Here is a 24,993-nt window from a genome sequence, read left to right as displayed (position 1 = left end):
TTGTCGTCAGTCGCCGACGCTCCGCGTCGGCTCCATCCTCCGCCTTGCGATCGCACGCACCGCAGTGACATCAGCCGCTCCGCGGCGGGCCGCTCCATAATCCGGCCTGATCGACCGGACAGGACCTGGCCCCGGGCGGAAGGTGAACAGCCTTCCGCCCGGGGCTCCGTGCTGCCCGGCTACTCCTTGGCGGCCTTGTCGTACAGCTTGCGCGCATTCGCGTTGAAGCGGACCGCTGTCGACACGCTGTCCGTATCGCCGCCGCTGGTCACTCCGATGAGGCGGCCCGGATGCTTCGGGTCCCGGTAGCCCGCCAGCCAGGGACCACCGCTCGTGCCGTCCCAGAAACCGGAGCAGTCCATCCGTACGGACCCGGCAAGCTCAGGGTCCGGCTGGGTGTCGGTGGTGCAGGAGATGGGGCGGTTGTCCGGATTGTGGTCCGGGTTGGGGTAGCCGACGACCGTCACCCGGCGGGCCGGCACCGCGGTCCAGTCGACGGGCGTACCGCCCACGACGTCTTGGACATCGCGGCCCTTGGCGTCCGGCGCCAGCGTCAGAAAGGCGTAGTCCACGGTGTCGGAATCCTCGGTGTCCGCGCGCCAGCGGGCGTCCACCTGGATGGCGCGGACCTTCCACTGTCCGTACGGCGCCTTGCCCGCACCCGCTCCGCTGAAGCTCGGGGCGAAGGTGAAGTTCTCCATATAGCTGCCGTACTCGAACACGCAGTGCGCGGCGGTGGCGATGACATTGCCCTTGGGGCTGTCCACGACGCTTGCGGAGCAGAAGTGCTCTCCGTCCTTGTCGAGCAGCACCCCGGCGGACGACAGACCCGCGAACGGAGTCGCCGACGACTGTGGCTCCGGTGGTGGAGGCAGGGGGGACCCGTCCCCGGCATCGGGCGCGGCCGAGACCGGACCGCCGCACGCCGTGGTGGCGGCGAGCAGGGCTATAGCGGGCCACCTCAGCAGCCTCTTCGGACGAGCGATCCACTTCATCCGGCCATCTTGCCTGTTTACCGCCGTCAGTCCAGCCAGCCCCGCAAGGTCGCTTGTGCACCGGCCTGGAAGCGGGTCTCTGCGCCCAGTGTCTCCAGCAGACGGCTGATCCTTCTGCGCGCCGTATGCACATGGACGCCCAGGCGGCGCGCGATCGCCTCGTCCTTGAGGCCCGCGGCGAGCAGTCCCAGCAACTCCTTCTGGGCCCTGGGCAGCGCGGTGTCGTCGCAGGCCCCGCCCGAACCGCCCAGCGGTGTGGCCCGTTCCCAGACGGTCTCGAACAGCGGCATCAGCGCGTTGCGCAGCAACGTGTCGCCGATCACCAGCGCGGAGGCCCTCGGATCGCCCGCGTCGGCCGGCGGAAGCAGGGTGATCCGCCGGTCCACGGCGATCAGATTGGTGGGCACCGCGGTCGCGACCCGTGCCCGCAGGCCCTGTTCGACCAGGCCGGTCACGGAACTTATGCGGCCGGGACAGGAGAGCCCGTCCCGGTCCAGGACGGTCCGCACCTCCACACCGCGGTCCAGGAGGGCCTCGATGTCCAGGGGCGGCGGTGTGTGGGAACTGCCGTCCCCGTGCGGCCCCTTCACATACGGCGGGCGGTCCAGGATCGCCACCTCCCGCTCCGCCGTCGCCAGCAGATACTCCGCCCGTTCGCCGATCGCCCGCGGCCCCGTCACCACCTCGATGCCGCACTCAGGTGTGCCGGGCGACCCCGACATCAGGCGGCCCGCCAGCTGGTCCGCGGTCATCCGTAATCGCTCCAGCTCGGCCGACCGTAAGTGCAGTTCGGCCTGACGGCGGTGAATGAGCGTGCGGATCGCGGCGGCGGGCGCGGCCGGATGCGGCAGCGCGTCGCCGTCCGCCGGCAGCGCGAGGCCGTGCTCGACCAGGTGGCCGAGCGCCAGGTCGAGGCGGTCGCGTGGCAGGCCCAGCAGGCGCGCCAACTCCTCGGCCCCGGTGGCCCGTTCCTTGACGAGTGCCTCGTAGGTGCGTTCCTCGGCCTCCCCCAGGCCGAGGGTGTGCAGTTCCCCCTCGCTCATGCGTCGGATTCTCACTCCCTCTTCACGGGCCACACAAGTGTGCGTGTCCACTTGTCAACCTGCCGACCACATTGATCGGTTGGCGCCTCGCAGGTTGCATGGCCATGACCACCTTTACGGCTTGACCAGCACGTGGGAGGGGTACGTACTGTGCGCAAGGCCAGGACAAGCACACAGAGATCGGGTATTTCCAGGGGGACCGGTCTCGCGGCACTGCTCGGCGCGGCCGGGCTGCTGCTGACGGCGGTACCGGCCCAGGCGGTCGCCCCGCCGGCCACCGCACCGCCCGCCGATGTCCTACCTGGGGCCGAGACGGCCACCCCGTCGCTCGTCGACGGCATCAGGGATGCGGCGGACGCCAAGGCAAGCCCGGCGGACGCGGCCCGCGGCCATCTCGCCGCCAAGGAGAGCCGCTACAAGATCGCCGACGCACGGCGCGACCTCGCGCCGATGGGGACCGTCAAAAATGGCGCGGAAGAGACCGTCCGGCTTCAGCAGAAGCACCACGGCATCCCGGTGTTCGGCGGCCAGTACGTCGTACGGATGGAGACCAAGGACGGCAAACGCGTCGTCACCGGCACCTCCGGCAAGTACTTCACCGGCCTGAAGACGGGCACCGAGGCGAGCGTCACGAAGGACACCGCGGTACGCCGGGCGATCGCCGCGACCGCCGCACGCCTCGGCGGCAAGACGCTCAGCAAGGCCGACGCCCCGCGCGGCAAGGGCGCCAAGTCCGCGAAGGCGGCCGCCCTCACCGGCACCGCGGGCGGCCTTGTGGTGATCCCGCGCGGCGAGGGCATCCTCGCCCACCAGGTGACCGTACGCGGCACGAACCCCACCACCGGCGAACCGGTGCTCCAGCAGGTCTACATCGACGCCCGCGCCGGCTACCCCGTGCTGCAGTTCAGCGGCATCAAGACGCTGACCGCGAAGCGGACCGCCGCGTCCGGCGCCACCGCGAAGGCGGCCCCGGCAGGCGCGCGTTCGGCCGAGGCCGACCCGGCCGCGGGAATCAAGGGCAGCGGCGTCAAGCTCGACAAGGCCAAGGTCGACCTGGACCTCCAGCTCGACACGGCCGCGGCCAAGTACCTGATGATCGACTCCACGCGGATGGCGGGCTCCACCAAGAACACCCTCACCACCTGGGACGCACGCGACCGCGACGTGAGCGAGGTGGCCGGAACCTGGCCGAGCGGGCTGAAGGAGTTCAGCCACCCGGAGAAGGACTTCGGCAAGGACGCCACCGAGTCCGGCGCGGTCGACGCGCACTGGGCCGGCGGGAAGGTCTACGACTACTACAAGAAGAACCACGGCCGCGACAGCCTCGACGGCCGCGGCATGACCATCAACTCCCTCGTCGGCGTCACCGAGTTCGGCTCGCCGTACGTCAACGCCTTCTGGGACGGCCAGAAGATGGTCTACGGAAGCGGCGACGAGGAGTACAAGCCGCTCTCCGCCGACCTCGACGTGGTGGGCCACGAGATGACGCACGGCGTCGTCGAGAACACCGCCAACCTCGTCTACGCGGGCCAGTCCGGCGCGATGAACGAGGCGCTCGCCGACTACTTCGGCAACGCGATCGACACCGGCGCATCCGGTATCTCCATGGACGACCCGGACTCCGGTCTCATCGGCGAGGACCTCTGCCGTACGACGAAGCCGCGCGCCTGCGCCTTCCGCGACCTCAACGACGGCGCGACCACCTCGAAGAACTTCCTCGGCGTCGCCTTCGGCACCGACAACGGCGGGGTGCACCTCAACTCCACCATCTTCTCCGGCGCGCTGTGGGACCTGCGCCAGGACGTGGGCGGCAAGCTCGCCGACCGCATCGTGTACAAGGCGCTGTCCGAGTACATGACACCGCTCGACGGCTTCACCGACGGCCGCAACGCGGTGCTCGCCGCCGCCAAGGACCTCGGTGTCAGCGCGAAGCAGCTCACCGCGGCCAAGCGCTCCTTCAGCGCCCACGGCATCGTCCCGGGCTGGGAGGACGCGCTCGGCGTCGACTCCGACCAGCTGCTCGGCAAGGTCAACACCGCGGGCACCGGCGCCCAGGCGGGTGGCGGCTGGTGGACCGTCTCGCAGTCCAACGACGACGGCTCGGAGCCGTACTCCGTGTACGCGGGCCGTACGGACGGCAAGGGCGCCCCGAAGCTGATCAGCCCCAACGACGGCCGCTACCACGTCTATCCGGCGACCGACGGCAAGACGGTCGTCTGGGCGGCGTACGGCACGACAAGCCTCGACATCCTCTCCCGTCCCCTCGCGGGCGGCCCGATCAAGAAGCTGTACACCTCGTTCACCGACATCGGCGGACTGCGGGTGGAGAACGGCGTCGTCGTCTTCGAGAGCTTCGGCATCTTCGGCGACCGGCACGTCGGCTATCTGCGCCCCGCCGACCGTGAGCCCACCTTCGTCGACGGCGGCGGCTTCGACATCCTGACCGCCCTCCCGGCGATCAAGAACGGCAAGCTCGCCTACGCCAAGCTGTATCCGACCCCGGAGGAGTACAAGCTGGGCGTCGAGGTCCTCGACCTCAAGACCGGCAAGGCCGCCCTCGCCCAGCAGCTCGGCGAGCCGCAGATCCTCGGCCAGACCGGAATCAACGCCAAGCACGCCTTCTGGCTGGTGGACGAGAACCTGAACGACGAGGGCCAGATGGCGGTCCGCCGCTCGGGCCTGGACGGCAAGGGCACGGTGGACATCAGCGCCGAGGCCGGCCCGAAGGCGCTGTCGCCGTTCGACCTCACCGCATCGGACACGGCGGTCACCGTGAACAGCGCACTGCCCGACACGGTGTTCCGCAACGAGTCACTGCCGAAGCTGTGGCAGCTGACCACGGACGGCTCGCGCCAGGAGCGGGTCTCCTGCAACCGCGGCGAACAGATCTCCCCGGCCGCGGGCACCGGCCGCCAGGTGATCTGGATCGACGGCACGACGGGCTGGACCGACCTGGTCACCCGCGAACGTCCCGCGGGCCTGTGCGGCTAGGCCCTGGTGAAAGACGGACCCCCGGCGCCCGGGCGCCGGGGGTCCTTCGCGTTCGTTCACAATGGACCCATGGAAAACCCCCTGCAGGCCGACTGCGGGAGCTGCTTCGGGCTGTGCTGTGTCGCCCTGCCGTTCGCCCGGTCGGCGGACTTCGCGATCAACAAGGACGCCGGAAAGCCGTGCCCCAATCTGCGTACGGACTTCCGCTGCGGCATCCACACCGAGCTGCGGCAGAGCGGCTTTCCCGGCTGCACGGTCTACGACTGCTTCGGCGCCGGGCAGCAGGTCTCCCAGATCACCTTCGGCGGCAGGGACTGGCGCCATGCCCCGGACACCGCGCAGCAGATGTTCGCGGTGTTCCCCGTCGTACGGCAGCTGCACGAGCTGCTCTGGTATCTCACCGAGGCGCTGAAGCTGCGGCCGGCCCGCTCGGTGCACGGTGAGATCCGGCTGCTGCTGACAGAGACCGAGCGCCTCACCGGTCTTGCCCCCGAGGCCCTGGAGAAGCTGGATGTGGCGGCGCACCGGCAGGAGGTGAACGTGCTGCTGCTCCGTACGAGCGAACTGGTGCGGGCCGAGGCCGGACGCAAGAAGAAGGACCGCAGAGGGGCCGACCTGATCGGGGCGAGGCTGGCGGGCGCCGATCTCAGGGGCGCCAATCTGCGGGGCGCGTATCTCATCGCCGCCGATCTCACGGGCGCAGATCTGCGTCTCGCCGACCTCATCGGGGCGGATCTGCGGGACGCGGAACTCGCGGGCGCGGATCTGACGGGGAGCTTCTTCCTCACCCAGCCGCAGCTCAACGCGGCGAAGGGCGACGCGGCGACGAAGCTGCCGCCGGCGCTGACCCGCCCTGCGCACTGGTCGTGACCCACTGGTCGTGACGCGGGCGCAGGACGGGCCTCGAAGCTCTGCTCAGCGGTTGGAGAGGTCGGGCTAGGGCCTGTCGTTTGTATCAGGCCGGATCAGTGAGCGGGGTCTGGTGCGTGCGATCGCAAGGCGGAGGAGGGAGCTCACGCGGAGTGTCGGCGACTGACGACAACGCGGCGAGCGTGCGTGCCAGGGCACGCGAGCCCGGCAAGATCCGAACGACAGGCCCTAGCCGTTGGCGAGAGCCACCACGCGGTCGAGCGCGCCGTTGAACTTGTCGTGGTCGCCGACGAGCGGTCCTGACGAGGTGTACTGCCACATCGTCTGGTACGCCCAGCCTGCCGGGAGGGTGCCCGGCGTGGTGTTGTAGCGGGCGATCCACAGCGGGTTGCTCGCGCCGAAGCCGCCGTAGTTTCCGGTGCACTGGGTCCACCACGTGAGTGCGGTGTAGATCACCGCGTTACGCCCGGTGCGGGCCTTGTACCGGTTGAGGAAGTCGCGGATCCAGGTGACCATCGCGGACTGCGTCTTGTCGAAGCAGGCGTCGCCGTACGGATTCCACTCGATGTCCAGCGCGCCCGGCAGCGTCTTGCCGTCGTGGGACCAGCCGCCGCCGTTGTTCACGAAGTAGTCGGCCTGAGCGGTGCCGGTGGCGGTGTCGGGGGTGGCGAAGTGGTACGAGCCGCGGATCATTCCGATGTTGTACGAGCCGGTGTACTGCTGCCCGAAGTACGGGTTCTTGTAGTAGGTGCCCTCGGTGGCCTTGACGTAGGCCCACTTCACACCGCTGCTCCACAGTGCGGGCCAGTCGACATTGCCCTGGTGGCTGGAGACGTCGACGCCTTCCGCCTGGACGGTCCGGGTGTCACGCGGGAGTTCTCCCTGGCCGTCGTGGGCGACGACGCCAATGCCCAGGTAGGCCGCGCCGCGCGATGGTCCGTCTTCGGCGCTGGCCGCGCCGGGAAGCGTGAGGAGAAGGGACAGGACTGCGAGGAGAGTGCCGGCTGCCGCGAGATGCGACCGGCCGGTCGTTCGGGATCTGTGCACGGGCATAGCGTGCCTCCGAAGACCTCGGTGGGGGGGATCTGGCGATGTGTCGACATGTCGTGGCGGACCAATATGGTGTGGACATGCCAGCTATGAAGCTACGCACGTAGAACCGGGCGGGGGAAGGGGGCAGGGGGCTGCCGTTGGTCTACGCCTGCGAAATACTGGCCGAGCTGCGGCGACGGGAACCGCCGAAAGAAACTTTCAGGATCGGGAAAGCGCGCGAGGGGTGCTGACGTGCACGAAAGCGGTACGGGGAGCGGTGCGGACCCCGAGGGCGGGAGTGGTGTGAACCAGGAATTCCTCGCCCTGGAAAGGGAGTTGGCGGTCTTTCTGCGCCGGGCGCGGGCGTCCTCCGGAGAGATGGCCCGCGAGGTCCATCCCGAGTTGGAGCCCGCCGCGTACGGTCTGCTGGTCAGGCTCGAGGAGGCCGGACAGCAGAGGGCGACCGAACTCGCGGCGTACTTCGGTGTCGGCAAAGCGACGATGAGCCGTCAGTTGCGAGCGCTCGACGAGCTCGGCCTGGTGGCCCGCGAACCGGATCCGGCGGACGGCCGGGCTTCACTCGTCCGGCTCACCGAAGAAGGTCAGGTCCGCTTCCGCCGAGTGAGGGACGCGAGGCGCGATCGGTACGTGAGCAAGCTGGCGGGCTGGGACCGGGGAGAGATCGCGGAACTCGCGCGGCTGCTGCACCAGCTGAACGCACGCGCCGGAAGCTGAGCCCGGGGTCTGCCGGCGGCCGTGCCGCCCGGCGCCGGGCAGGCTCAGAGCTCCGCGAGGATCGCCGTCGCGTCGTCGCGGACCTTCCAGCGGATCGCGTCCCCCCGCTCCTGCGCCGACGTCTCCACCGCCCTGACCCGGTCGATCAGCCCCTGCGGCCCCTCCTTGCGGAGCAGGGCCAGACAGTCGGCCCAGTCGCCCTCCCCGAACATGTCGACCCAGCGCGACGCCCCGTCGGTGAGCGCGGCCACGGCGCGTACCTCGGACCGGGGCGTCGCGCCCGTGACCGCGCGGGCCGCGACCCCCGGGTCCGCCGCCGCCGTGAAGAAGCCGCCCTCCGCGTTGCGCAGCGCGTCCGCCGTGGCGTGCGTGAGCAGCAGTTCGCGCGGCAGGCGGTCGATCCGGTCGTCGAGGACCGGATCGACCGCCCCGTTCGGTGATTCCAGCAGCAGTGTCGAGTCGGAGAGCACCAGATACTCCACCGCCTCCGCCGGGCCGCCCCAGCGCACCAGGACCACCGTCGCCTGCGGCGTACGCACGTGAGAAAGGTCACAGGTGTCGCGGTGGGAGTCCGCGGTGCGCCGGATTGCCTCGGAAAGGATCTCGGTCAAGGGCATATCCCGCCGTGAACCGGACAGTTCGATCAGGGCACCACCGAGCCTGGCGGTGAACCACGGCACACCGTGCACACATCCGTCGTCGCCCGCCGGAGGCGTCACGCCGTCCAGCACCACGAGGGTTCCGCCCTGGCCCGAGGCAGGCAGGGCCACGGATGCCCAGTCCTCGTTGGGTCGCTCGGGGGTGCCGGGGGCGGTGGCCAGTTCGATACGCATGCCACCCAGTCTGCATGACTCCTTCACGATGCCCGCACGACACTGCAACTGGCCCGTACCGGCAGGTCAGAAGGGGTTCCGGGGGAGCGGACGCGCGGGCCGGGGAAGCTGCGGGCGCGCATCCTGCCAAAGCCCGGCCGGAAGATCCAGCCGGTGCCCCGCGCGTCGCCGTATCCGCGGCCGGGGCGAGTTGTTTGCCAACTCCTCAGTGATGTTCACTCCTTCGGGTGGCGGAGCGGCCGATGCGCGCCTCCCTCCCAAAAGCGCTGGAATGGTCGTAAGCCGTACCAGGGGTGGGGCTCTCGCGTGTGACCGGTCGTCATCTCTGCTTCATGGGTGGACGAGTCAAGCAAGATTGCGAGCACCGGTGCAGAAGAAGCGGCCTCGGGGCAACGGCGGCAGACCCTTTGAGACTCCGGGCGGCTCCACGTCCCGGATCCAGGACCCCTCGCCCGAGCCCACCGAACGCGGTCGCGCCAAGCGCGTACGCAACCGTCTCGTCGCCGGCGTCGCCGCTGTCAGCATCGTGGTGGTCGCCGCAGGCGCTCCCGGCATCCTCGCCACCTCCGCCGAACTGAGCGAGTCCCAGCGCCTCGTCACCCTCGCCGGGCTCAACCGCCAGGCCGTCACCCTCGCCCACTCCCTCGCCGACGAGCGCGACGAGGTCGGCGCTTACATCGCGGCGGGCCGCGAGGACCAGAAGGGCGACAAGGCCGCCCGGCGGGTGGTCTCCGCCGGCCGCAGCGCCCGCGTCGACCGGCAGATAGACGAGATCCGCGGCAGTATCTCCGGCGACCACGCCGAACTCCGCCGCGATCTGTCCGCCGTCCCCTCCGTCCGCCGCACCGCGCTGACCGGTAAGGGCACGGCGATGGAGGCCCACCGGGCGTACACCGCCGTCATCGCGAGCCTGCACGCCCTGGCCGACGAGCTCGCCGAGAAGACCCCGCCGCGCGCCGCATCCGGCACCCGAGCGCCCGCAGAACTCGGCCTCGCCGTCGAGCAGGCCTCCGCGACCCGCGGGCTGCTGCTGGCCGCGCTGGCCGTGCCCAGCAAGAAGAGCAGCCCGAGCTACGACCCGATCACCGGACTCCCCGTGCAGGACGAGGGCGAGGGCGACGACACCGCGGACCGTACGCGCAACGCGCTGAGCGCCGCCGCCCAGCAGGCACGGGTGCGTGAACTCGCCGCGCTCGCCGATTTCGACCAGGCCGCGGGCAAGGACGCCCGCGACTCGCTGGCCGCCACCGTCACCGGGGCCGAGGTCAAGACCGCCGACATCTATCTCGCCCGGCTGACCGACCAGCCCGAACTCTCCAAGGCCGACCGCAAGTCCAACCGCGAGAAGCTCGAATCCTCGCTCACCGCCCGCATCGAGCAGATGCGCGGCGTCGAGTCGACCCTCGCCGCCGAGCAGATCGAGCGCTTCGAGCAGCTGCGCGACGACGACGTCACCTCCCTGGAGATCCGGGTCGCGCTTCTCGGCGGCCTGGTGATCGTCGCCATCGGCGTCTCCGCCGCCGTCGCGCGCACGCTCACCCGCCCGCTCGCCGTCCTGCGGATCGGCGCGGCCCGCCTCGCCGCGGCCCCCGAGGTGGAGGAGCCGGTCCGCTTCACCGGGCGCAACGACGAGTTCGCACAGGTCGTACGGTCCCTCAACACCCTGCACGGCAAGCTGCGGGACCTCGGGGTGCGGGCCGAACGCCTCGACAGCGACCGCGGCGACCTGGCCGGTGCACGCGACACGCTGGCCGCGGAACTCGCCGAGGGCCGTGCCGAGCTCAAGGCGCAGACCAACGAGCTGACGGCCGAGCTCGAACGGCTGCGGCACACCGTCCAGCACACCTTCGTCAACCTCTCGCTGCGCACCCTCGGCCTCGTGGAGCGCCAGCTCGGCGTCATCGAGAAGCTGGAGGAGCGCGAGCAGGACCCCGAGCGGCTCTCCACCCTGTTCAAGCTCGACCACATGGCGACCGTCATGCGCCGCCACAGCGAGAACCTGCTGGTCCTCGCGGGCGCCGAGCACGGCCACGGGCATCCGGGCCCCGTGCCGCTCGTCGACGTACTGCGCGCGGCCGTCAGTGAGATCGAGCGGTACGAACGTGTCGTCATCCAGTCGCTGCCGCCGCACGCCCAGGTCGCCGGATTCGCGGCCGACGACCTCAGCCATCTGGTCGCCGAACTCCTGGAGAACGCCACCTCCTTCTCGCCGCCGGACGCCCAGGTCGAACTCTCGGGCTGGCTGCTGGAGAGCGGTGAGGTGATGCTCTCCGTACAGGACAGCGGCATAGGGATGACCGCCGGGCGGATCGCCGAGCTCAACGCGCGCCTGGAGGACCCGGAGGCGTACGAGACGAGGACGGGCCGCGACGGCGAGGGCCTCGGGCTACGGGTGGCCGCGCTGCTGGCGGCGCGTCATGGCGTACGGGTCCAGCTGCGTGAGCAGAAGCAGGGCGGGATCGCCGCGGTCGTCGTCCTGTCGCAGGCACTGCTGCCGACGGATCCGCCGGCCGGTGCGTCGCGCACGGTGAAGATGGCCGGAGCCGCGCCGGCGCTGCATCTGCCCGGATCGGTGGCCGAGGCCAACTCCAATGCGCTGCCGGGCAGTTCGCGGCGTATCGACCCCCTCGTGGTGGCGGCCGAGCAGGCGATTCGCGAGGCGGAGCCGGACGCTCACGAGCGGACGGCGGACGGCGACCCGGAGGGCGGCAGGGTCGACGAAGCGACATTCACCATGCGCCTGCCGGACGTGCGGCCGGAGGCGGATCCGGGACAGGAAGCGGAACCGGAAGCGCCGGCAGTCGCACCCGAGCCGGAAGCCGTGGAGCCCGAGCCCGCAACTGAGCCGGAAGCCGCAGAGCCGGAAGTCGTCGAGCCGGAAGCGGCACTGGAGCCGGAAGCCGTCGAGCCCGATGCCCCGCAGCCCGCCTGGGACCGCGTCACCGACAAGGGCCTCCCCAAGCGCACCCCCAAGGTCGTCAAGCCCACCGCCGCGCCCACCGGCCGCACCGGCAGCGTCGACGCCGACGCCCTGCGCCGCCGTCTCGGCGGCTTCCAGCAGGGCGCGAACGAAGGCCGCCGCGATGCCGAGGCGGAAATCACACAGCAGACAGAAGGCACACCTGCAACTGGCGTACGTACAACAACAGAAGAAGCGGGGGACACAGTCGAGGAGGCACGCAGTTGACTGCGACCGGGGCATTCGGCCTGAGCAGTGAAGCCCGCAATCTGCACTGGTTGCTGAGCAATCTCGTGGAGGAGGTGCCAGGGGCCCGCTCGGTCGCCGTCGTCTCGTCCGACGGACTGCTGCTGCTCTCGTCCGACCCCGCCCGGAACGCCGCAGCGGCCACCACCGAGCGCCCGGAGGGCCCCAGGGGCTCCAGCGCCGACCTCGCCACCATCGTCTCCGGCATCGGCAGCCTCACCCTCGGCGCCGCCAGGCTGATGGACGGCGGCGGCGTCAAACAGACGATGGTCGCGATGCAGGAGGGCAGCGTCTTCGTGATGTCGATCAGCGACGGCTCGCTGCTCGGGGTGCACGCCACCCCCGACTGCGACATGAGCGTCGTGGCGTACCACATGGCGCTCTTCGTCGGCCGGGCCGGACACGTCCTCACCCCCGAACTCCGCAGCGAGCTGCGCAAATCGATGGAGAGCGCTCAGTGACGTCCGCCGCCGAACCCGCCCGCAGGCTCCCGATGCGCGGCGAGGGCCGCCGCCCCGCCCGGGTCCGCCCCTACTCACTCACCGGCGGTCGCACCCGCTTCGGTCATGTGCTGCTGGTCGAGACCTTCGTGGCCGCGCTCGAAGCACCGGCCGAGCGCAGGGAACTGCCGAACGGCGATCTCTCCTCGCGCGTGATGCCCGAGCTGCGGGCGATCGTCGAGCTGTGCCGCCGTATGCGTACCGTCGCCGAGATATCGGCGCTGCTGAAGATGCCGCTGGGTGTCGTCCGGGTGCTGCTCAGCGACCTGGCCGACCAGGGAAAGATCCGCGTGTACGGGACCGGGCACGGCTCCGGCCAGCCCGACCGCGCGCTGCTCGAAAGGGTGCTGAGTGGACTCCGCCGCCTCTGACACGCTCCTCGCCCCGACTCACCCGCAGCCCGAAGAGGAACTGCAGGCCTGGCAGTTGGACCACACCCGGGCCCCCACCGCGACCAAGATCGTCGTCGCGGGCGGCTTCGGCGTGGGCAAGACGACTTTCGTCGGATCGGTCTCCGAGATAACCCCGCTCAAGACCGAGGCGCTGATGACGCAGGCGAGCGAGGAGAGCGACGATCTCACCGCGACGCCCGACAAGCTCACCACCACCGTTGCCATGGACTTCGGCCGGATCACGCTCGACGACGATCTGGTGCTGTACGTGTTCGGTACGCCGGGACAGCAGCGCTTCTGGTTCATGTGGGACGACCTGGTGCGCGGCGCGATCGGCGCGGTCGTGCTGGCCGACACCCGCAGGCTGCCGGACTGCTTCCCGGCGCTCGACTACTTCGAGAGCAGCGGGCTGCCGTACATCGTCGCCGTCAACCACTTCGAGGGTACGGAGCTGTTCGAGGCCGAAGACGTGCGGGAGGCCCTCACGGTGCCGCCCCACGTGCCCGTAGTGATCATGGACGCGCGCAGCCGGATCACCGTGGTCGAGTCCCTGCTCGCGCTCGTCGCCCACGCCCTCGAAGCAACTCCCGACTAGCTACACAACGGAGAACCCCGCCATGCGGAAGATACTCATCGTCGGAGCCGGCCAGTCCGGTCTCCAGATCGCGCTCGGCCTCCAGTCCCAGGGCTATGACGTCACCCTGATGTCCAACCGGACGGCGGACGAGATCCGGTCCGGCCGGGTCATGTCCACGCAGTGCATGTTCGACACCGCGCTCCAGCACGAGCGGGATCTCGGCATCAACTTCTGGGAGTCCCAGGCCCCGCGCATCGAGGGACTCGGCGTCTCCGTCGCCGCCCCCGACGCCTCGCGCGCCGTCGACTGGGTCGGCAGGCTCGACGGCTACGCCCAGTCCGTCGACCAGCGCGTGAAGATGGCCGGCTGGCTGGAGACCTTCGCCCAGCGCGGCGGCCAGCTCGTCATCCATGGCGCTGCCGTGTCCGACCTGGACTACTTCTCCCGTACCTACGACCTGGTGCTGGTCTCGGCGGGCAAGGGCGAACTGGTCTCGATGTTCGGCCGGGACGCCTCCCGCTCCCCGTACGACGCCCCGCAGCGCGCGCTCGCCGTCTCCTACGTGCACGGCCTCGGCCCCCGCCCCGAGCACCCCGAGTACGACGCGGTCCGCTGCAACCTCGTCCCCGGTGTCGGCGAGCTCTTCGTGATGCCGACCTTCACCACCACCGGACGCGCCGACATCCTCTTCTGGGAAGGCATCCCGGGCGGCCCGCTCGATGCCTTCCAGGACGTCAAGGACCCCGCCGAGCATCTCTCCCTGACGCTTGAACTCATGGAGAAGTTCACGCCCTGGGAGTACGCGCGCGCCACCAAGGTCGAGCTGACCGACGAGGGTGGCACCCTCGCGGGCCGCTACGCCCCCACCGTCCGCAAGCCGGTCGGCCGGCTCCCCGGCGGCGGCCTGGTCCTCGGTGTCGCCGACGTCGTCGTGGCCAACGACCCGATCACCGGGCAGGGCTCCAACTCGGCGTCCAAGTGCGCCGCTTCGTATCTCGCCTCGATCACCGGGCACGGCGACAAGCCCTTCGACGAGGAGTGGATGCAGTCCACGTTCGACCGCTACTGGGACACCGCGCAGCACGTCACCAAGTGGACGAACGCCATGCTCGGCGTCCCGCCGGAGCACGTACTCAACCTGATCGGCGCGGCGGGCCAGCTGCAGCCGGTCGCCAACCGGTTCGCGAACGGCTTCAACGATCCGGCCGACTTCGAGAACTTCTTCTTCGAGCCGGAGAAGACTGCCGCCTATCTGGCCTCGGTCGCCGGGGCGTCGGCAGGCGGTTCCGCCTCCGAGTAGCCGGTGTCCGGTCCCGCCGTGGCTCCGTCCGGGAGCTGCGGCGGGGTGTACGAACTCAGCGGGCTGCCGTCCGGGTCCGGGCGTACCGCGCCGAGCAGCGGATTCGCCGCGATGGGGGAGACCTTGACGGTGGCGCCGGGGCGCGGGGCCTGGACCACCATGCCGCCGCCCAGATAGATCGCCACATGGGTGGCCTCGGGGAAGTAGACGACCAGATCTCCCGGGCGCAGCGAGCGCAGCGGGACCTTGGGGAGTTCCTGCCACTGCTCCTGGCTGGTCCGCGGGATCTCGAGACCCGCCTTCGCCCAGGCCTGGGACGTCAGCCCCGAGCAGTCGTACGACTCCGGTCCCTCGGCGCCCCAGAGATACGGTTTGCCGATCTGCCCGACCGCGTACTGAAGCGCCTGTTCGCCTTCCTCGGTGGGCGTGCGGTCGGCCGCGAGCGCGCCCGACGCGATGAGCTTCTCCTGGGCCTTGTCGGTGCCTGACTGCTCAAGTGCGGTCAGCCCGGCGAGCTGCTCGGGGGAGAGCGAGGCGAGCATCGCCTCGACGGCCTTCAGCTTCGACGCCGCGGCGTCGCTCGCCTTCTTCTGCCGCGCCGCGAGGGTCTGCTCCTTGTCGAGGGCCTTGCGGGACGCGGTCTCCAGCCCGGCCGCCCGCCGCGCGCCCGCCTCGAGCCTGGTCGTCGTCGCCAGCCGCTCACTGGCCGCGCGCTCGATCAGATGGTCCTGGTCCAGGGCCTGGCGCGGGTTGCGGGCGAGGAGGAGCTCAAGATACGACGAGAGCTCGGACCGGCCCTGGTACTGGAGCCGCGCCAGCCGGCCGGCTTCGCCGTGGCTCGCGGCGACGGCGTCGCGTGCCGTAGCGAGTTCACCGCTGAGCCGCGCCGTCTCGGCCCGCTGCTTCGTGAGTTCCTCCTCCGTCGCGTTGTACGTCTCCCCGGCCTCCTCCGCCTGCCGGTACAGGGTCTGAAGCTGCGTCAGCATGCGGGTGAGCTTCGCCGTCGTCTGATCGGCGGGCTGGACAACGGGCTCGGTGACCGGGTCGGCGACGGGTTCGGCCGCCGCGGGCACCGCCGCGAGCGCGGTCGCGGCCACCAGCGCCGCCGTACAGACGGATCGGAGCACGCTGCCTGACATCTCGTCACCTCCGGCTGCGGGGTGGGCCGTCCGCCCCACAGCCGAGCCTGCGAGGGCACAACCGAAAGCGCCCGGCGGGTGGTCGATTCAGCGCAACGCGGTCACCCCACAGGGGGGAGTGCGAGCCGACTCCGGCGTGTCAGTCCACCGGCAGCGCGTAGAAGGTCCGCTCCCGCTGGACCACGAGCGTGCGGCCGCCGCCCTGCAGCGGCACATAGCGCGAGCCGCCCGGGGCGTCGTCCACGCCTGCCTCCTGGAACTTCCACAGCCGCCTTCCGTCGCGCGCGGCGAACGCGGTGAGCTGCGCGCCGTCACCCGCGAGCACCGTGCCGCCGCTCGCGCTGACCGCGGTCGCCGGGACGCTGCTCCACACCGGCGCCTCCGTGGAGCGCCGCCACAGCGCGCGGCCCGTCGCGGTGTCGACCGCGCACACCTCCTGATGACGGTTGGCGGTATAGAGCGTCGAGCCCCGCAGGACTCCCTTCCCGAACGGGAAGACTCCCGTCTCACCGGCCGCGGGCGCCGCCGCGGCCAGCCGCCACAGCCGCGCGCCGCCGCGGCTGCTGTACGCGTACAGCTCGCCCGCCGACGCGGCGAAGACCTTCTCCTGCGCATCGCCGGTCACGGCCGCGGTCGGCACGATGCCGGGGAGCGCGAGCGTCTGCTGCTGCCTGCCCGTCTTCCGGTCGAAGACCAGCAGTACGGACGCGCCCTTGGACGCCTTGCGCTGCGCGGGGGTGAGCGATGCCGCGTCCTGTCGTACGACGATGTCGGCGGCCCGGACGGCGACCAGCTCGTACCGCGGGATGCCGGGCGGCAGGCCCTTGGTGATCTGGGTGCGCCACTGCCACGTGCGCGCGGCGAGGTCGTACGCGAGGAAGTGCGCCGTGGTCGCGGCGCCCTTCTTGATGTGGCCGGTCATCCAGAGCGTGCTGCCGTCCCAGCCGGTGAGGCTGCCGACGGTCAGACTCCCGCCGGGGCCCACGAGGGTGGTCTTGGCGACCCGGTGCTTGATCTGCCCGTCCCGTACGGAGATCCAGAGGAACTCGGCCTTGCCGTCGACGAAGCAGAGCTCGCCGTCCACGGGTACGGCACGGGAGGTCGAGGCTGCCGCCTCGATCTGCCAGAGGCTGCGGCCCGTGCGCACATCCACGCCGACGGCCTGGTCGCCGCCGGTCAGCACCAGCACACGGTCGCCCACGACGGTGGCGTTCGGCGGCGTGTCGTCGTCCTTGCCGGGGTGCTCGTAGCGCCACGCGGGCTCGGGCGGCACCCCGGCGACACGGGCGCGCGGGGGTGTGGGGGAGGGCTTGGGCTTCGGTTCTGATGCGTCGTCACCGAGCGCCCACACGGCGCCGCCGCCGACCGCGATCCCGGCGACGCCGGCGGCGATCCCGACGAGCAGGGCACGCCGATCGGGCGCGGCGGGTGCGGGTGCCGGGGCGGGTGTCGGTGCGGGCAGGGGCACGGGCAGGGGTACGGGATGGTGCACGGCAGGCAGCGCGGCGGGCAGCACCGAAGCGGGCGGCACCGAGGCGGGCGGCGGTGCGGTCGGCGCGCTCCGGGCGGCGGGCACCCCAAGGGCAGCCGTCACCCGATCGAGCCCGCGCCCGCCGCGCCCGCCGACGACGAGGGTGTCGCCGTCAGGGATGCCGCCGGGATGCTGCGCGGGGATCGCGTCGCGGGGCCCGTCGCCCGTGGGTGCCGGGTGCTGCCCGGCTGCCGGGCCACCGCCCGGCGCGGACGGGCGCCCGTCGCCCAGCGCCTGCTGCCCGGCCGCCGCGCCGGCGGCCTCGGCGCCCGCAGGCACCGCGGACTGCCCGGCCACCGCATCCGGGCCCGCCCACTCGCCCCCCGCCCGCAGCGAACCCACCGCCGCCGCCTGCGACTCCACCGCGGTCACCAGGCCCGGCGGGAGCCAGCCGTCGCGGGCCAGGGCCGCCGCGCCCTCCAGGGCCAGTTCCGCCGCCACCGTGCCCGCCGAAGGGCGGTCCTCCGGGAGCTTCGCCAGACAGCTCGCCACCAGGGGCCGCAGTTCACCGGGTACGCCGTCCAGTTCCGGCTCGGCGTGGGCGATGCGGTCCGCGTCGCCGAGCGGGGTCATGCCCGTCGCCGCGTACGCAAGCAGCAGACCGAGTACGAAGATGTCGGAGGCCGGTCCGGGCTTCGCGCCCGCCGCCTGTTCCGGGGTCAGATAGCTCAGCTTCACGGTCAGTTGCCCGTCCGGATGCGCCTGGGCGACGGCCGCAGCGCCCAGGGCCCCGAAGGCCGTGAGCCGCGGCCCGTCCGCCGCGAGCAGCACGGTGTCGGGTGCGAGACCGTGCAGCACCGCCCCGCCTGCATGCACCCGCGACAGGGTCTCCGCCAGCCCCGCGCCCAGTATCCGCAGCGCCCGCTCCGGCAGCGGACCGGCGAGCGCGATCGCCTCACGCAGGCTCAGCGCCGGGACGTGGGGGCTCGCCGTCCACATCGGCTGCCCGTCGGTGCTGGACTCGATCGGCGCCACCCAGCCCCCGGCCAGGCGCTCCGTCCTGCGTGTCTCCGACCGGAAGCGGCGCCGGAACGCGGTCAGTTCGGCCAGCTCCGGCCTGGCCACGGAGACGACCGAGGTCGAGCCGTCCGGCCCGTACGCGAGATAGCGGACGCAGATCGCCGACTCCCCGAAGCGCGCCAGCGCGGTGTAGGGACCGATCTGGCGCGGATCGTCCTGGTGCAGCTGCTCCATGGCGAGCATCCCCCCTGGCTACAAGTCCTGGGGCGTGTCGCGAAAGTCCCTCCTGGCCCGCCCTTCGGGCGGACGGAGTAAATTTCGCCACACGCCCCAGCGATCTTATGGCGCGCTGTTCGGCTTCGACCAGGGCCACTTCGGCGTGCGCCGCTCGACGCCCCCGGGGGCGTACTCGTACTTCCAGCCGCGCTGCAGACCGAGCCGCTTGGTGTAGCCGGAGGGGACGCGCCGGTAGGTGTGCACCGTCGGCGGCGTGCCGTCGTCGTTCGGGACGGGGATCTTGTACCACTTCGGGGGATGGCCGGTCGGCCCGACCAGCACCGGCAGGACGCGCCCGTCCATCGGCCCGCCCTCGAAGGGGGTGTTCTCGCTTCTCACACGGGTCAGTCTCACGCAGGGCCCGTCCGCCGCCGTCACCGGGCGCGCCGCGTCGTGGCATGCACCCGTTGGAGTGCAGCCCGGGGCCCACTCGGCAGGCACCGTTGACGCCTCAGGGGCAGTGGCGTATCACTTTCGGCTACTGCCATAACCCCCTCGTTGGGCCGGAGGTGTTCGTCCTGTGAGACCGCGTCGGCCCGGGAGACGCTGATGCGTGAACCCGAACCGCTGGGTGTACCGCTCGCCGACGTCCTGCTCCTGGGCGGCACGGTCGCACCGGGACCCGGCGGCAGACCGGCCCTGTGGAATGTGTCCACGGGCAGGCCCGCATGTCTCACCGCAGTCGACCCGGCCACCGGCGAACAGCTGGTCAGCGCCCCGCTCGCGGACGCCGACGGCGCCTGGGCCGTGACCGCCGCGCCCGACGGCGTGTATGCGGGGACGTACAGCAACGCGCATCTGTATCGCTGGCGGCCCGGCGCGGGCGACGACGAAGCCGAGGACCTCGGCCGGCCGCTGGAGGGGGAGAACTTCATCTGGTCGCTGGCCTGCGACGCGGACGGCGCGATCTGGGGCGGCACCTTCCCCGGCGGAAGGGTGTTCCGCTTCGATCCGGCAGCCAAGGAGTACTCCGACTTCGGGCAGGTCGTCGCGGACCAGACGTACGTGCGGAGCATCGCCTGCGCAGGCGGCAAGGTCTACTCCGGTTCGTACGCGGCGGCCCATATCGCCGAACTGGACCCGGCGACCGGCTCGGTCACCGAACTCCCCATGCCCCCCGGCCTCGACTCCGTCGAGGGCAGGGCCGTCTACGACCTGGACGCCTACGACGGACGGCTGTACGCCCGCATCGGCTCCGACCTGCCGAGCCCGCTCTTCGTCTACGACCTCCAGGCACGAGCCTGGACGGACGAGATCCCGGGCGCGCACGGCCTGACGATCGCCCCGCCCGACTCCGGCGGCGGCATCCATCTCGTCCAGCACAGCGAACTGCACCGTTACGACCCGGCCACCCGGCAGCTCAGCAGCACCGGTCTCACCTTCACCGGCAAGATGCAGAGCGTCCGCTCCTTCGGCTGGGCCGAGCTGGTGCTCGAGGACTGGCCCGGCAGCAGCGTCGTGGGGACGCTCTCGCGCGGCGAGATGTTCCGCTACAACCCCGCCACCGGTGCGTATGCGATCACGGACACGGGGATCACCAAGAGCCCGATCGAGATCCTCGCGCTCGGCGCGGGCGACGGAGAGACCGTCTACGCGGGCGGCTTCCTCAACGGCGGTCTGGCCTCGGTGAACAGGGCCACCGGCGTGACGGAGTTCCACCGTTTCGGGCAGACGGAGTGCATCCTGCAGGCGTCCGACGGTTCCGTATGGCTCGGTCTCTACCCCGAGGCCAGGCTCTACCGATACCGGCCCGACCGGCCCTGGAACAGCCCCGAATACTCACCGGGCGGCCCGCCCGGCACCCCCGTCAACCCGGAGCCCGTCCTCAACCTCGCGCCCCACCTCCAGATGCGCGCCAAATGCCTCGCGGAGGCCGACGGGAAGATCGTGGTGGGCACGGTCCCCGAGGGCGACCGGCTCGGCGGCGGGCTCGCGGTCCTCGATCCGGAGAGCGGGACCTACCGGTTCGTCCGGCATGTGGTCCAGGACCAGTCCGTGTTCTGCCTGACCGCCCACGAGGGTGTGGTCTACGGAGGGGCGTCGATCACCGGAGGGCTCAGCACCACCGAGTACACCCGGGAGTCGGGCGCGGTGTTCGCCTGGGACGTCCAAGCGGGCGAAAAACTCTGGGAGTTGGAGCCCGCCCCCACGGAGCGAACGGTCAGCGCCGTGGCGATCGGCCCCGACGGAAGGCTGTGGGGCCTTGCGGGCCACACGCTCTTCGCCGTCGACCTCGACACCCAACAGGTCGTGCGCCACTACAGGTTGGGCAGCAGAAGCGCGGCCGGGTCCATCGTGATCTCCAGGGAAAGGCTCTATGTGAGCGTGGACAATGCGTTGATCTTCCGAGTCGATCCCCACGTGGAGGACGATGAACCGGCGCTCGTAGTGGGCTTCGTGCACAGGAGGCTGTGCGTTCACAGTGACGGCAGTCTCTCTCTGAACCGTGGCCCCGAGCTGTTCCGGGTGGATCCCCGTTACTGACTCATTGACAGGCCAAATCCCCCGCGACTAGTTTCGGCCCAGGCCGAAACAGCCGCGCTCCGTGCTCCCTTCTCATCAGGCCTTCCGGAGGCCCCCATGAAGACAGGCTTCAAGCGCGCCACCGCACCTCTCGCACTGTTCATGCTCGCCGCCTCACTCTCCGCCTGCGGGAGCGGCGACGGCGGCTCGGACTCGAAGAAGGTCACCGTCTGGATGTATCCGGTGATCGCCGACCCGAAGGCCAGTGCGGCCTACTGGGACGGCATCGAGAAGGCCTTCGAGAAGGCGGCACCGGGCACCAAGCTCACCGTCGAGCAGCAGCCGTGGGACAACCGCGACCAGAAGATCGCCACCGCGTTCAGCGGCGGAAAGGGCCCGGACGTCGTCCTGCTGACGCCGGACCAGATTCCCCAGTTCTCCGCCAGCGGCGCCATCAGCCCGGTGGACGGGGCGCTCAAGGCCAGCGCCGGAAAGTTCCTGCCCGCGACCATGGACGCGATGAAGCAGGACGGCAAGATCTACGGTGCGCCGATCTACCAGACCATCACGACCACCATCTACAACAAGAAGCTGCTGACCCAGGCGGGTGTCGCCACACCGCCCGCCACCTGGGACGAGATCAAGGCCGCCGCCCCCAAGCTCAAGCAGAAGGGCATCGCGCTCCTCGACTACTCCGCCAGTAACGAGGCCTCGCTGAACCTCAACTTCTATCCGCTGCTGTGGCAGGCAGGCGGCACCGTCTTCGCGAAGGACGGCAAGAAGGTCGCCTTCAACGGCCCCGAGGGCGTCGAGGCACTCACCTTCCTCACCGAGCTCTACAAGGCCGGCTCGGTCCCCAAGTCGTCGATGACGAACACCAACATCCTCGCCGACCAGGCACTCGGCAAGCAGCAGGCGGCCATGGGCTTCTCCGTCGTACTCGCCGACGCCGAACTGGCCGCCAAGACCTGGGGCGCCGGGAACGTGGTGGTGGGCGCGCCGCTCAAGGGCCCTGCCAAGGAGGTCGCGTTCGGCATCCCCGGTGCTCTCAGCGTCAACGCCAAGTCCAAGAACACGGCGGGCGCGGAGAAGTTCCTCGCCTTCATGACCGAGCCGGAGCAGATCAAGTCCCTGGGCAAGGCCAGCGGTTACTTCTCACCCCGTACGGACGTCAGCGTGCCGAACGCGTCCCCGTACGCGAAGCAGTACCAGGCCGCGCTGGCGGACGTCACTCCCGGTGAGCCCAATCCTGCCGCGCGCCAGCTGATGGGCCTGCTCGCACCGGAGATCCAGGCGGCGCTGCTGGGCAAGAAGAGCCCCAAGGAAGCGCTGGACGCCGCGGCCAAGGCAGCCGACGACCTGCTGGCGCGACAGCGTTGAGCGAGGCAGTCACGGACGAGGCTGTCCCGGACGAGGCAGCCACGCGCAAGTCGGCGACGCGCGAGGCTGCCGCACGCCGGCCAGGCGGCCGGCGACAGGGGCGACGGCGCGAGGCCCTGGTGGGCCTCGCGTTCGTCGCCCCGATGCTCGTGCTGTTCATCGTCTTCCGCTTCGGACCGACGCTGGGCGCGGCCTTCCTCTCGCTCACCGACTACCGCCTCAGCGGCGAATGGCAGTTCATCGGGGCCGAGAACTACACCCGGCTGTTCGGCGACGACCTGTTCTGGGAGAGCCTCGGCGTCACCGCCTTCTACACCGCGATCTATGTCCCGATGACCGTGCTGCTCGCCCTCGGCACGGCCGTGCTGCTGCACCGCACCATCTGGCTGCGGGGCTTCTTCCGCGGCGTCTTCTTCCTGCCGTACGTCACCAGCATCGTGCTGGCCGCCGTCATCTGGAAGTGGATCTACGAGGTCGACGACGGGCTGCTGAACGCCGCACTCGGCGCGATCTCCATCGGGCCCATCGACTTCCTCGGCGACGATTCGCTCGTCCTGCCCTCCATCGCGGCCACCTCCGCCTGGAAGGGCTTCGGCTACACCATGCTCATCCTGCTCGCCGGACTCCAGTCCATCCCGCGCGAGGTCACCGAAGCGGCCACCGTCGACGGCGCGAGCGCCTGGCAGCGCTTCCGCCTGGTGACCCTGCCGATGCTGCGGCCCGTGCTCTTCTTCGTCCTCGTCATCGAGGCGATCCAGGCCTTCCAGGTCTTCGACGCGATGTACGTGATGACGGCCGGCGGACCCGTCAGGGCCAGCTACTCGCTCGTCTACTTCCTCTACGACTCGGGCTTCAAGTACTTCGACTTCGGCTACGCGAGCGCGGTCGGCCTGATGCTCTTCGTCGTCGTCCTGGTCTTCTCGCTCATCCAGCGCCGGCTCATCGGCAGAGAGGCGGACTGATGGGAGGCCGGCTGAGACTGCCCGTGCTGCTGATCCTCGTCGCTTTCGTGACCGTCACGCCGTTCGCGGTCATGGTCCTGGTCGCCTTCGCCCCGCCCGGCGGCCAGACCCTGCCCGGGGCCTTCGACATCACCCGGGCGACCTGGCAGAACTTCTCCGACGTCCTGGCGGGCGCGGACATCACGCGCTGGGCCCTCAACTCGCTGATCTACTCGCTCGTGTCGGTCGTGCTCATCCTGCTGTTCTCGTCGATGGCCGGATACGCCTTCGCCAAGAAGCGGTTTCCTGGCCGTGAGGTGCTCTTCTGGGCGTTCCTGGCGACCCTGATGGTGCCGTTCCAGGCGACCCTCATCCCGTACTACATCCTGGTCTCGAAAATGGGCGGCGTGGACACCTACTGGGGTCTGATCGTGCCGACCCTGGCCAATTCCCAGGCCGTGTTCCTGATGCGGCAGTTCATGTACCAGCTGCCGGACGAGCTCTTCGAGGCCGCGAAGATCGACGGCGCCTCGGAGTGGCGGATCTACACCACGATCGTCATCCCGCTCATCCGGCCGATCCTCGCCACTCTCGGTGTGTTCGTCTTCCTCTGGCACTGGAACGACTTCCTGTGGCCCCTCGTCATCGGCCAGTCCTCCGAGATGCGCACGCTCACCGTCGGCCTCGCCACCCTCGCGGGGGAGGACGTGGCGATCAACCAGATCATGGCCGGGGCGACCATCACCGTGGTCCCCTGCCTGCTCGTCTTCGGGCTGCTTCAGCGCTATCTGACCGACTCCATCGCCACGACCGGCCTCAAGTCCTGAGACCCGGCAGCACCTGGGTCCCGAAGGTCTCGATCGCGCTCAGGGCGTCCGCCTGCGGCATGCCGGGCGGCTGGATGCGCAGCACCACTGCGTCGGCGCCCATGTCGGCGTACGTCCCCAGCCGCTGTACGCATCCGTCCACCGAGCCGATCACGGAGCGCGCCTCGATGTCGTCCCACTGCTGGGCGTAGCGCGCGGCATCGGCCGAGGTGCGCTTCCAGTCGCCGTAGGCGTCGTACAGACCGCGCAGCGGGGCTTCGAGGGCGGCGCGGGCCTGCTGCGAGGTGGCGGCGGCGTACCCCTCGCGGCAGACGATGACCTCGGCGCCGAGACTCGCCGCGCCGCGCGGGTAGGAGCGGTACTCCTCGATCTTTTTGGGCAGTTCGGAGTCGAGCTCGTTGAAGGACGTCGTCCAGCCGTCGCACATCCGTGCCGTACGCTCCAGGGCCGCGGAGACCCGGCCGCCGTTCCAGATCCGGGGCCGCGGGGACTGCACCGGGCGCGGCGAGAGAAACGCCTCCTCCACCGAGGTCCAGCGGCCGTGGTGGGTGACCGTGTCCTCGGTCCACAGCCGGGTGACCAGCTCGAGGCACTCCTCGAAACGGGACACGCGCTCGCGCGGCTGAGTGCCGTACAGGGTGAACTCCTCGGGCCGGTAGCCCAGGACGAAACCGGCCGTGAGCCGCCCGCCCGACAGCACATCGATGTGCGCGAGAGTCTCGGCGAGCCACACCGGCTGATAGACGGGCGCGATCAGCCCGGCCGTGGCGAGCCCGATCCGCTCGGTGTGCGCGGCGAGATAGGCCAGTGAGGTGAGCGCCTCGTGGTAGCCGGGCCGGTGCAGATGCCGTTCGCCGAGCACCACCCAGTCGAAACCGGCCTGCTCGGCCAGCCGCACCTGCTCCACCGCATCGGCGAGCCGGGGCCGGTCGGCCTTGTCCGCGTAGAGGTTGACGTACAGGCCGAGACGCATGGGACGCTCCTTTACGGTCCGGGCCGTAAA

20 protein-coding genes are annotated in these 24,993 nt (G+C 70.6%); 12 read left to right on the top strand and 8 right to left on the bottom strand.

Features of this window, described 5'->3' with window-relative positions; translation table 11 throughout:
- Positions 1-179 precede the first annotated feature (179 nt).
- Complete coding sequence (locus tag ABZS64_RS24565; RefSeq protein ID WP_355833476.1) at positions 180-995, bottom strand: trypsin-like serine protease; 816 nt, start codon at positions 993-995, stop codon at positions 180-182.
- Positions 996-1,021: 26 nt separating this feature from the next.
- Positions 1,022-2,038: a helix-turn-helix domain-containing protein gene (locus ABZS64_RS24560; protein ID WP_355833471.1), complete on the bottom strand. Its 1,017-nt coding sequence runs from the start codon at positions 2,036-2,038 to the stop codon at positions 1,022-1,024.
- Positions 2,039-2,188: 150 nt separating this feature from the next.
- Here ABZS64_RS24560 and ABZS64_RS24555 point away from each other — a divergent pair, with 150 nt between their 5' ends.
- A complete protein-coding gene (locus tag ABZS64_RS24555) occupies positions 2,189-5,029 on the top strand; it encodes a M4 family metallopeptidase (RefSeq protein ID WP_355833468.1) in 2,841 nt (946 codons plus the stop codon).
- 69 nt (positions 5,030-5,098) lie between these two features.
- On the top strand, positions 5,099-5,899 hold the full coding sequence (locus ABZS64_RS24550; RefSeq protein WP_355833464.1) for a pentapeptide repeat-containing protein: 801 nt from the start codon (positions 5,099-5,101) through the stop codon (positions 5,897-5,899).
- Between the two features lie 228 nt (positions 5,900-6,127).
- Here ABZS64_RS24550 and ABZS64_RS24545 read toward each other — a convergent pair whose 3' ends face one another.
- On the bottom strand, positions 6,128-6,952 hold the full coding sequence (locus tag ABZS64_RS24545; RefSeq protein ID WP_355833462.1) for a lysozyme: 825 nt from the start codon (positions 6,950-6,952) through the stop codon (positions 6,128-6,130).
- A gap of 231 nt (positions 6,953-7,183) precedes the next feature.
- On the opposite strand from ABZS64_RS24545, the gene ABZS64_RS24540 reads away from it, so the two are divergent.
- Complete coding sequence (locus tag ABZS64_RS24540; RefSeq protein ID WP_355833460.1) at positions 7,184-7,666, top strand: MarR family transcriptional regulator; 483 nt, start codon at positions 7,184-7,186, stop codon at positions 7,664-7,666.
- A gap of 44 nt (positions 7,667-7,710) precedes the next feature.
- Here the strand turns inward: ABZS64_RS24540 and ABZS64_RS24535 are convergent, their stop codons facing one another.
- Positions 7,711-8,499 carry a hypothetical protein gene (locus ABZS64_RS24535; RefSeq protein WP_355833457.1) on the bottom strand — a complete coding sequence of 263 codons (789 nt, stop codon included), beginning with the start codon at positions 8,497-8,499 and terminating at the stop codon, positions 7,711-7,713.
- A gap of 436 nt (positions 8,500-8,935) precedes the next feature.
- On the opposite strand from ABZS64_RS24535, the gene ABZS64_RS24530 reads away from it, so the two are divergent.
- The 5 genes from ABZS64_RS24530 to ABZS64_RS24510 are packed head-to-tail and all read left to right on the top strand — an operon-like array spanning position 8,936 to position 14,473.
- Complete coding sequence (locus ABZS64_RS24530; RefSeq protein WP_355833491.1) at positions 8,936-11,686, top strand: nitrate- and nitrite sensing domain-containing protein; 2,751 nt, start codon at positions 8,936-8,938, stop codon at positions 11,684-11,686.
- Entirely contained in the window at positions 11,683-12,165 is a 483-nt protein-coding gene (locus tag ABZS64_RS24525; protein ID WP_355833454.1) for a roadblock/LC7 domain-containing protein, read from the top strand. Before ABZS64_RS24530 ends, ABZS64_RS24525 begins: the two co-directional genes overlap by 4 nt.
- 32 nt (positions 12,166-12,197) lie before the next feature.
- A complete protein-coding gene (locus tag ABZS64_RS24520; RefSeq protein WP_355833488.1) occupies positions 12,198-12,575 on the top strand; it encodes a DUF742 domain-containing protein in 378 nt (125 codons plus the stop codon).
- Complete coding sequence (locus ABZS64_RS24515) at positions 12,556-13,191, top strand: ATP/GTP-binding protein (protein ID WP_355833451.1); 636 nt, start codon at positions 12,556-12,558, stop codon at positions 13,189-13,191. The genes ABZS64_RS24520 and ABZS64_RS24515 overlap by 20 nt, the downstream gene beginning before the upstream one ends.
- Before the next feature lie 22 nt (positions 13,192-13,213).
- The gene (locus tag ABZS64_RS24510) at positions 13,214-14,473 is read left to right on the top strand and encodes a styrene monooxygenase/indole monooxygenase family protein (RefSeq protein WP_355833448.1); all 1,260 of its coding nucleotides are present in this window, start codon (positions 13,214-13,216) and stop codon (positions 14,471-14,473) included.
- Here the strand turns inward: ABZS64_RS24510 and ABZS64_RS24505 are convergent.
- The 3 genes from ABZS64_RS24505 to ABZS64_RS24495 form a co-directional block, all read right to left on the bottom strand.
- Positions 14,422-15,612: a C40 family peptidase gene (locus ABZS64_RS24505; protein WP_355833445.1), complete on the bottom strand. Its 1,191-nt coding sequence runs from the start codon at positions 15,610-15,612 to the stop codon at positions 14,422-14,424. The two genes, ABZS64_RS24510 and ABZS64_RS24505, sit on opposite strands and share 52 nt — an antisense overlap.
- A gap of 139 nt (positions 15,613-15,751) precedes the next feature.
- Complete coding sequence (locus ABZS64_RS24500; RefSeq protein WP_355833442.1) at positions 15,752-18,346, bottom strand: PQQ-binding-like beta-propeller repeat protein; 2,595 nt, start codon at positions 18,344-18,346, stop codon at positions 15,752-15,754.
- Between the two features lie 96 nt (positions 18,347-18,442).
- Positions 18,443-18,718: a hypothetical protein gene (locus tag ABZS64_RS24495; RefSeq protein ID WP_355833439.1), complete on the bottom strand. Its 276-nt coding sequence runs from the start codon at positions 18,716-18,718 to the stop codon at positions 18,443-18,445.
- Positions 18,719-18,928: 210 nt separating this feature from the next.
- Between ABZS64_RS24495 and ABZS64_RS24490 the strand changes: the two genes are divergently transcribed.
- The 4 genes from ABZS64_RS24490 (at position 18,929) to ABZS64_RS24475 (ending at position 23,990) form a co-directional block, all read left to right on the top strand.
- Positions 18,929-20,863, top strand: coding sequence for a hypothetical protein (locus ABZS64_RS24490; protein ID WP_355833436.1), 1,935 nt, complete (start codon positions 18,929-18,931; stop codon positions 20,861-20,863).
- 96 nt (positions 20,864-20,959) lie between these two features.
- Positions 20,960-22,222 carry a sugar ABC transporter substrate-binding protein gene (locus ABZS64_RS24485; RefSeq protein WP_355833433.1) on the top strand — a complete coding sequence of 421 codons (1,263 nt, stop codon included), beginning with the start codon at positions 20,960-20,962 and terminating at the stop codon, positions 22,220-22,222.
- A 116-nt stretch (positions 22,223-22,338) separates the two neighbouring features.
- A complete protein-coding gene (locus ABZS64_RS24480; protein ID WP_355833485.1) occupies positions 22,339-23,184 on the top strand; it encodes a sugar ABC transporter permease in 846 nt (281 codons plus the stop codon).
- Positions 23,184-23,990: a carbohydrate ABC transporter permease gene (locus tag ABZS64_RS24475; RefSeq protein ID WP_355833430.1), complete on the top strand. Its 807-nt coding sequence runs from the start codon at positions 23,184-23,186 to the stop codon at positions 23,988-23,990. Before ABZS64_RS24480 ends, ABZS64_RS24475 begins: the two co-directional genes overlap by 1 nt.
- Here ABZS64_RS24475 and ABZS64_RS24470 read toward each other — a convergent pair.
- A complete protein-coding gene (locus ABZS64_RS24470) occupies positions 23,980-24,963 on the bottom strand; it encodes an LLM class flavin-dependent oxidoreductase (RefSeq protein WP_355833427.1) in 984 nt (327 codons plus the stop codon). The genes ABZS64_RS24475 and ABZS64_RS24470 overlap by 11 nt on opposite strands.
- Positions 24,964-24,993 lie beyond the last annotated feature (30 nt).

Source organism: Streptomyces sp. NPDC005408 (genome assembly GCF_040606445.1).
Lineage (GTDB): Bacteria > Actinomycetota > Actinomycetes > Streptomycetales > Streptomycetaceae > Streptomyces.
The sequence above is the reverse complement of the archived record's forward strand: the minus strand, read 5'-3'. Positions and strand labels throughout refer to the sequence as shown.

Bases quoted from the DNA above. Each gene is read 5' to 3' on its own strand.
- ABZS64_RS24565 (WP_355833476.1), bottom strand. From the start codon at position 995: ATGAAGTGGATCGCTCGTCCGAAGAGGCTGCTGAGGTGGCCCGCTATA.
- ABZS64_RS24560 (WP_355833471.1), bottom strand. From the start codon at position 2,038: ATGAGCGAGGGGGAACTGCACACCCTCGGCCTGGGGGAGGCCGAGGAA.
- ABZS64_RS24550 (WP_355833464.1), top strand. From the start codon at position 5,099: ATGGAAAACCCCCTGCAGGCCGACTGCGGGAGCTGCTTCGGGCTGTGC.
- ABZS64_RS24545 (WP_355833462.1), bottom strand. From the start codon at position 6,952: ATGCCCGTGCACAGATCCCGAACGACCGGCCGGTCGCATCTCGCGGCA.
- ABZS64_RS24535 (WP_355833457.1), bottom strand. From the start codon at position 8,499: ATGCGTATCGAACTGGCCACCGCCCCCGGCACCCCCGAGCGACCCAAC.
- ABZS64_RS24520 (WP_355833488.1), top strand. From the start codon at position 12,198: ATGCGCGGCGAGGGCCGCCGCCCCGCCCGGGTCCGCCCCTACTCACTC.
- ABZS64_RS24510 (WP_355833448.1), top strand. From the start codon at position 13,214: ATGCGGAAGATACTCATCGTCGGAGCCGGCCAGTCCGGTCTCCAGATC.
- ABZS64_RS24505 (WP_355833445.1), bottom strand. From the start codon at position 15,612: ATGTCAGGCAGCGTGCTCCGATCCGTCTGTACGGCGGCGCTGGTGGCC.
- ABZS64_RS24500 (WP_355833442.1), bottom strand. From the start codon at position 18,346: ATGCTCGCCATGGAGCAGCTGCACCAGGACGATCCGCGCCAGATCGGT.
- ABZS64_RS24490 (WP_355833436.1), top strand. From the start codon at position 18,929: ATGCGTGAACCCGAACCGCTGGGTGTACCGCTCGCCGACGTCCTGCTC.
- ABZS64_RS24485 (WP_355833433.1), top strand. From the start codon at position 20,960: ATGAAGACAGGCTTCAAGCGCGCCACCGCACCTCTCGCACTGTTCATG.
- ABZS64_RS24475 (WP_355833430.1), top strand. From the start codon at position 23,184: ATGGGAGGCCGGCTGAGACTGCCCGTGCTGCTGATCCTCGTCGCTTTC.
- ABZS64_RS24470 (WP_355833427.1), bottom strand. From the start codon at position 24,963: ATGCGTCTCGGCCTGTACGTCAACCTCTACGCGGACAAGGCCGACCGG.